Consider the following 7,026-nt stretch of genomic DNA (forward strand, 5'->3'; position numbering starts at 1 on the left):
TGCTAACCTGTAACTTTCAACCGGAAACCTTCTAACCTGCTAACCTGTAACTTTCAACCTGAAACCTGTAACTGTTGCACGAATGACCGTTGACTATGACCTAATTATCATTGGTGGCACTCCTGCTGCTGTGTATGCTGCTGTTGCGGCTGCTGGTTTAAAGGCTCGTGTGGCTCTGGTAGACCCTCAGCCAGGACACACTAGCTGGCTAGGACAGGGGACTATTTACACCAGAGTATTAAGTGAAATGGGGCGTAAGCTTGAGCAGATGCGTGACGCTGCTCAATTGGGTATTTATCCTCAAATAGATGATTTAACCGAACCCGACATGTCACAGACCGGGTTTCCATCCCTACCACTAACTGAGGTGATGGAATGGGCTAATCTAGTGGTTGCCAACTGCTCAGAACAGAATTCTTCAGCTATTTTAGGTGCTTTAGGGATTGATCTAATCACCGGTGAGGGGGAATTTTGCCGACTGCCTCACCTCGGTTTTGTAGTCAACAACCGACGTTTGCGGTCTCGTGCCTACCTAATCGCTACTGGTTCTCGCCCAGTTATTCCTGATATCGAAGGGTTACAGACCATAGACTATTTCACACCAAACGATATCTGGCAAAAGGTGTTGAAGGTTGGAAGGTTGAAGCTTGAAGGGGAGTTGAAGGTTGGAAGGTTGAAGGTTGAAGATTATTCCGAGTTGAAGCTTGAAAATTCTAACCAGCAACCTGATCACCAGCAACCCGATCACCTTGGCCAAAAGGCCACGCTACGCGAACAATCTTCAACCTCCCAACCTAATAACCTTGGCCAAAAGGCCACGCTACGCGAACAACCTTCAACCTCCCAACCTAATAACCTTGGCCAAAAGGCCACGCTACGCGAACAACCTTCAACCTCCCAACCTAATAACCTTGGCCAAAAGGCCACGCTACGCGAACAACCTTCAACCTCCCAACTCTCAACCTCCCAACCTTCACTACCCAAAACCTGGGTAGTGATTGGGGATGAGCCTATTGCTCCAGAACTAGCTCAGACTTTAGCTAGACTCGGTTGTGAGGTAACGTTGGTGGTCAGTACTACTCGTATTTTGTTCCAGGAAGACCTAGAAGCATCTAGGCTCATACAAGCTCAGTTGGAAGCTGAGGGAATTCGAGTTCTGACGGATAGTCCAGTTGATCAGGTCAGAGAGATTGACGGGAAAACCTGGGTTCAGGCTGGTAATAAGGCCATTGAAGCTGATGCCATTTTACTGGCTACGGGTGAGCAACCCAATGTGGAATCCTTAAATCTAGAAGGGGTTGGGATAAAGTACACTCAGCAGGGTCTTCAGGTCAATAAGAAACTACAAACGACTAATCCCCGCATCTATAGCTGTGGCAAGATGGCTGGTGGTTATCCCTGTGCCCATATTGCCCAGTATCAAGCCAGCATTGCCGTGAAGAATGCATTGTTTTTCCCCTGCTTTAAGGTGGATTATCACGGGATTCCCTGGACAATCTTAACTGAACCCCAATTAGCACGGGTCGGTCTGACAGAAGTAGAAGCTAGAAAGCGCTATGGCAAGAATGTTTGGGTGATTCGAGAATATTTCAAAGAGTTAGATCAGGCTCAGCTCCTGGGGCAAACCACTGGGTATATGAAACTGGTAGTGCAGCGCAATGGGACAATTTTAGGAGCAACCATAGTTGGATCACACGCAACAGAATTAATCGGGGAAATTACCCTAGCGATTCAGCAGAAAATTAAATTGGGTATGTTGGCAAATCTCTATTATCCCTATCCCACCTTGTCAGAGATTTTTAAGAAAACAGCAATACAGTGGCAGCACCAACGAATTAGTCGTAATCAGACCTTAAAAAACTTTCTGGAAGGTTTCTTTAACCTACGCCGTAGTTGGTCAAAATGAATGTTGATTACCATTACTTCACGCTTAAACCTTAAACATTTAACAGTTAACATTTAAAATTTAACAGTCAACATTCAAGCTTCAACTTCTGCATTAAAATGACAGCAATCACCAAACCAAGTCAATTCCAGTACAAACCCCTGCACAAGCCTAACCAACTAATTTACGGTACAGGTCAAACGGCGGTAATTACTGGTTGGACGATCAAAGAAGCGATCGCAAAAAAGTTAAACCCTTCTGAGTTTGCTGTGGTCGGACAGTTATACAGTCCTACCCGGGGAATTAGTCTGCTCATTCGTAATCTCCTCGCTAATCCCCATGTGCGCTACTTAGTGATTCTCAACGCTACGAAGGAAGACCGCAATGCTGGCAGTGGAACTTGCTTGCTGGACTTTTTCCGCCATGGGGTTGAAGAAGGAACTAGTGATACTGGTCGTCACTGCTGGGTGATTCGCTCCTCTATCAAAGGTTATATTGACATTGAAATTCCCTTACTGACCCTAGAACAACTCAGAAGGGAACTTTCTGTGGCAGAGGCTGATTCCATTACCCAAGCCGTTAGTCTGGTAAAGTCTTATGGCCTCAATACTCAAGGCCCCTGGGGAACACCGTTGGAATTTCCCATGGCCGATGGTGTCGGGGAATCTGGCTGTGCCCCCCTAAAACCAGGACCGCGCTACGGACATCGCATTGAAGGACGAACGATAGCTGAAACTTGGGTTAAAATAATTCATCGCATTAAAACTACCGGCACAATTCGGCCCACGGGTTATGACGGATATTGGCAAGAGCTAATTGATTTAATGGCAGTAGTAACGGCAGAACCTCCTGAATTTTACTTTCCTCAGCCCAATTATTTACCATGCGATCGCGACTTTATCCAAGAATACATTCATCAAATCCTGGACGACGCACCCGTAGTAGAAGGAGTGAAATATACTTATGGTCAACGTCTACGTTCTTGGTTCAAACGTGACCAAATCGAGCAAGTCATCACCAAACTCATTGGTGAAATCGATGCAGCCAGTGCAGTGATGTCCCTATGGGATGTCAAAGACCATGAGAAAGGGGGTAGTCCTTGTCTGAATCACATCTGGCTGAGAGTTGTGGATAATGAATTGTCTCTAACTGCCACATTGAGAAGTAATGATATGTTTAGCGCTTGGGCAGCTAATGCCTTTGGACTAAGAGCACTACAGCAGTATATTACAGACCAAATTGGTAAGCGCGGGGGTATTCAATTAAAAATGGGACCGCTGATTACCGTTAGTCAAAGTGCTCATATTTATGATGATTGTTATGACTATGCTAATCGGATTATTCAAAATCACTATCAACAAATTATCAATTCAGAACAGAAACAGTATGCTGATCCCATTGGTAATTTCTTGATTGAAACGGAAAATACTGATATTATAGTGAAGCAGACAACCCCTGGTAGCGGGGAAGTAATTGCTACGTATTCTGGTAAAAATGCCATGAGTTTATCTAGAAAAATTTGTAGTGATAATCCTTCAATACAACCTAGTCATGCGGTCTATTTAGGAATAGAATTAGAAAAAGCTATGATAGCTATAAAAGAAGATAAAAATTATCACCAATTATAGCATTTTTAATACTTATGATATACAAAATCCTGGGTATTAAGAATTAGGGAGTAAGGAGTGACCCATGGGAAAATTGACTGTACTTCATGACTAGGATAAGTTATTGATAAGCAGTTATTGATCAGCATCAACTATAGATAACCTAAAAAACGAGTTTGGTGTAAAAAATAACCAAAGATAGTTTGGTGAATAGTTCTTGGTAAAATGACAAGTTATAGCAACCACAGTAAAGGTTAAGACATGTTTCTATTTACTGTTCTCTTTTACCTGCTCCCTGTTCACTTAAAAAAGACGATGATAGTTTATGTCATCAACTAAACTGACATTGATATAAAATTGATCATTAACAACTTTAAAATTACCAATGACTAATGAAAGACCAAACTGGGATGAATACTTTTTAATGATGGCTAAGCTAGCAGCTACTCGCTCAACCTGTTTAGCCTTTCCTGTAGGAGCAGTGATTGTTAAAAACAATCAGATTTTAGCAACAGGTTACAATGGTCCCCCATCTGGCTCAAGTCATTGCACAGCTCAGGGATACTGCTATGCTGGACTAAGTAGCTGCGATGCGTCTCGTACCATGCCATCCCGAGCTGTTCATGCTGAAGCGAATGCGATCGCGTTTGCAGCTAAACATGGTATTGCCACTGCTGGAGCGACTATTTATGTTACCCTAGAACCTTGTGTATCGTGCTTGAAGTTAATCATTTCAGCTGGCATAAAGAAAGTTTTTTATGAGACTATCTTCAATAGTGGAGAGAAAGCTCTAGTTAGAGATCATTTTCTGAACGACGGCTTAGTTAGCCTAACCCAAATCCAGTTAAGTGAAGAAACAGCTAAACGAGCAGCTTCATTTCTCCTCAATCCAACATCTGTTACTAAATTGTCGGACAAAATTATTGAAAACAATTACACAATTATTAACGGTGACTAGCTCGATAATATAGCTCAATAATATTGTGATAATTTTTGTTCCCTACTCCCTACTCCCTACTCCCTACTCCCTACTCCCTACTCCCTTTGCTACATAACTTATGTCTTGGCAGCGTCCTGATCACCGACAAGCGGATCAACTACGTCCCATTTTGTTTGAGCGAGAGTTTACCCGCTATGCTCTTGGTTCCGTTTTAGCTCACTGTGGTGAGACCAAAGTACTTTGTACCGTGACGGTTCAGGAGGAAGTCCCCCGATTTCTCAAGGATACTGGCAGCGGCTGGCTAACCGCTGAGTATAGGATGTTACCAGGAGCAACACCGGAACGCCAAAGACGGGAAGTTCTCAAGCTTTCGGGTCGAACTCAGGAAATTCAGCGGCTAATCGGACGTAGTTTACGGGCTGCTGTTGATCTCAAAGCCTTGGGCGAGAGGACCATTACGGTAGATGCGGATGTTTTACAGGCGGATGCAGGTACCCGCACTACCTCCATTACTGGGGGATATGTTGCTCTTGCGGATGCTGTGGATAAACTGGTTAAAACGGGAGTACTAGAGCGATCGCCTTTAATTCACCAAGTTGCTGCTGTCTCCGTCGGTTTATTGGAAGGTGAGCCCTTTTTAGACCTCAACTATCTCGAAGATGTGGCGGCTGAGGTGGATTTTAATGTAGTGATGAACGACCAAATGGGTATTATTGAGGTTCAGGGAACAGCGGAGTCAGGGGCTTATACTCGCCATCAACTCAATCAGTTGATGGACCTAGCAGAAAAAGGTATTAAGGAGTTATTAGAAGCACAGCGCTAGCAGAAACATAGTGCTGAGTAATGAGTAGGAACTCCTGCAACCTAGCTATTAATTTCCGGAAAATTCCGGAAATTACGGGGATTTGACCAGGTGTTAAGTTTCTGAGGCTGAGGATTCACTAATCATCGGTGACAAGTAAGCCACAATCGCACCGAGAAGAAAACCAATAATATTGCGCAATAGTGGCAAGTAATCAGATGTCCGTGTCACCACAGGTCCAATACCGAAGGCAATAAACAGGATACCCCAAAGTGGCGACAAAATCAAAGCCCATTGCCAAGCGAAAACCTGTTCCCGTTTGCGGGGGATAGCCGCAAATCCAAAAATCACTCCTCCGAGAGTAGAAGTAATTAGGGTCAGAATCCACTGTTCCCGTGGTAGTCCAGGTACCACCCGACATCCCCCTTGGCGCAGGCATTGCTTGACCGTATCTAGGGATTCGATAATGGATTGGTTTTCGCCATTATCCCGTACAAAGTAGAGATTACCAAATCGGGTTTGCAACTCTACCCAAAATGTCCGAGGAAGGAATTCATAGAGGGCATCACCCACGTTAAACCCTAGAATATTACCCCCTCGGGCGTCAGCAATCAGTAACACACTTTTGTCGTTAAGTCCCCAAAACTCTTTGACTGCCCGACCAGGGGTGCGGTCATATTGGGTCAAAACTCGGAGTTTCCAGCCAGTTTCCTCCTCAAAGCTTTCTAAATCTTCGACTAGTTTCTGCTCTTGAAGCTCTGGAATAAAGTTCGCTAAATCAATGACTGGTGTTTGAACCTCGGGCAGTAACTCAGGATTGTCGTAAGCCTTTGCCTCAGGAGCAATCGCCCACATAGAACAAGCTAGGAACAGTGCTGCCAGGGATACTAAAATTCGTTTTGGAAACAGATACTGCATAGTTATTTTCAACCGGCAATGGACAGTATGCTTATCTTTTAGATAAATAATCAAGTAAAACTAAGCATTTCTTTACACTTGTTTACTTTATTCTAATCTTGGTTGCGATCGCAAAATGTTCGATCGCTTTTAGCGGAAGCTTCGCTTCATCGCGTAGCGTGACCTACGGTCAATCTTGTACAGTACAGGGATGATTGACAGGGGTAAGTTTCTGACATCAGGGTCAAACAGGGAGTGTGGGAAGTGTGGGAGGTGTGGGAGGTGTGGGAGGAGAAGGGAGTGTAGGTTGGTTACATGTTGAATTGCCAGAACTATCTCCAGTTAGCGGCTGGATTCCATCAGGTGGTGATCAAAAATAAACCTGTAGAATTAGAATCAGAATTAGGGGTTAAATTAAACAGTATTGTAGAGGGTAAAATAGCCAGGTAATGCAGTAATTACTTAAAATTGAGAGCGATATTCTTTTTACGATTGGCCATAGGCCACGCTACGCGAAGGTTTATAATAAGGTAAAAGCATTAGCAATTAAGAATAAAATTTAAATTACTAATTAACCTAATTAACCTAATTAACCTAATTAACCTAATTAACAATTCCCAAAGGATAATGGTAGAAACAATCGTAGCCCAAGATATTTCTATGCCTCAATTGAAGGAAAAATTTGGAGTAGAGCCTACTAATGATGAGAAATTATTCCCAGAATGGCAAGAGGATTTACCAGAACTAAATCAGCTAGAAAAGCAATGGCTAGATCGAGTCAAGGATGACTATCTTCACTTATCTGAGTATCCCATGGTAGAACCGATTGTCAAAATGGTGGTGCTATCCCCATTGTTGAGAATTGCTGATTTTTATCGCCCACCATTCTATATTA

The 7,026-nt window shown here is 43.5% G+C and carries 6 protein-coding genes and 1 pseudogene; 6 read left to right on the forward strand and 1 reads right to left on the reverse strand.

Translation table 11 applies throughout. The features are described from left to right. The first annotated feature begins 82 nt into the window (after positions 1-82). The 4 genes from F6J94_RS08455 to rph all read left to right on the forward strand — a co-directional run bounded on the left by F6J94_RS08455 (position 83) and on the right by rph (position 5,255). Positions 83-1,906: an NAD(P)/FAD-dependent oxidoreductase gene (locus tag F6J94_RS08455; protein ID WP_293039007.1), complete on the forward strand. Its 1,824-nt coding sequence runs from the start codon at positions 83-85 to the stop codon at positions 1,904-1,906. Between the two features lie 98 nt (positions 1,907-2,004). Beyond that, entirely contained in the window at positions 2,005-3,513 is a 1,509-nt protein-coding gene (locus tag F6J94_RS08460; protein WP_293039010.1) for a thymidylate synthase, read from the forward strand. 364 nt (positions 3,514-3,877) lie between these two features. Then, positions 3,878-4,450 (forward strand): dCMP deaminase family protein, encoded by a 573-nt coding sequence (locus tag F6J94_RS08465; RefSeq protein WP_293028962.1) that lies wholly within the window; start codon positions 3,878-3,880, stop codon positions 4,448-4,450. A gap of 100 nt (positions 4,451-4,550) precedes the next feature. Then, entirely contained in the window at positions 4,551-5,255 is a 705-nt protein-coding gene (rph, locus tag F6J94_RS08470) for a ribonuclease PH (protein WP_293039013.1), read from the forward strand. Positions 5,256-5,348: 93 nt separating this feature from the next. On the opposite strand, the gene F6J94_RS08475 is transcribed toward rph, so the two are convergent. Continuing rightward, the gene (locus F6J94_RS08475) at positions 5,349-6,152 is read right to left on the reverse strand and encodes a TPM domain-containing protein (protein ID WP_293039015.1); all 804 of its coding nucleotides are present in this window, start codon (positions 6,150-6,152) and stop codon (positions 5,349-5,351) included. A gap of 236 nt (positions 6,153-6,388) precedes the next feature. Between F6J94_RS08475 and F6J94_RS08480 the strand changes: the two genes are divergently transcribed. After that, positions 6,389-6,511: a hypothetical protein gene (locus F6J94_RS08480; protein WP_293039017.1), complete on the forward strand. Its 123-nt coding sequence runs from the start codon at positions 6,389-6,391 to the stop codon at positions 6,509-6,511. A 247-nt stretch (positions 6,512-6,758) separates the two neighbouring features. Beyond that, a pseudogene (locus F6J94_RS08485) lies at positions 6,759-7,026 on the forward strand (restriction endonuclease subunit R); the annotation flags it as partial.

It is taken from the genome of Moorena sp. SIO1F2 (assembly GCF_010672755.1).
GTDB lineage: Bacteria > Cyanobacteriota > Cyanobacteriia > Cyanobacteriales > Coleofasciculaceae > Moorena.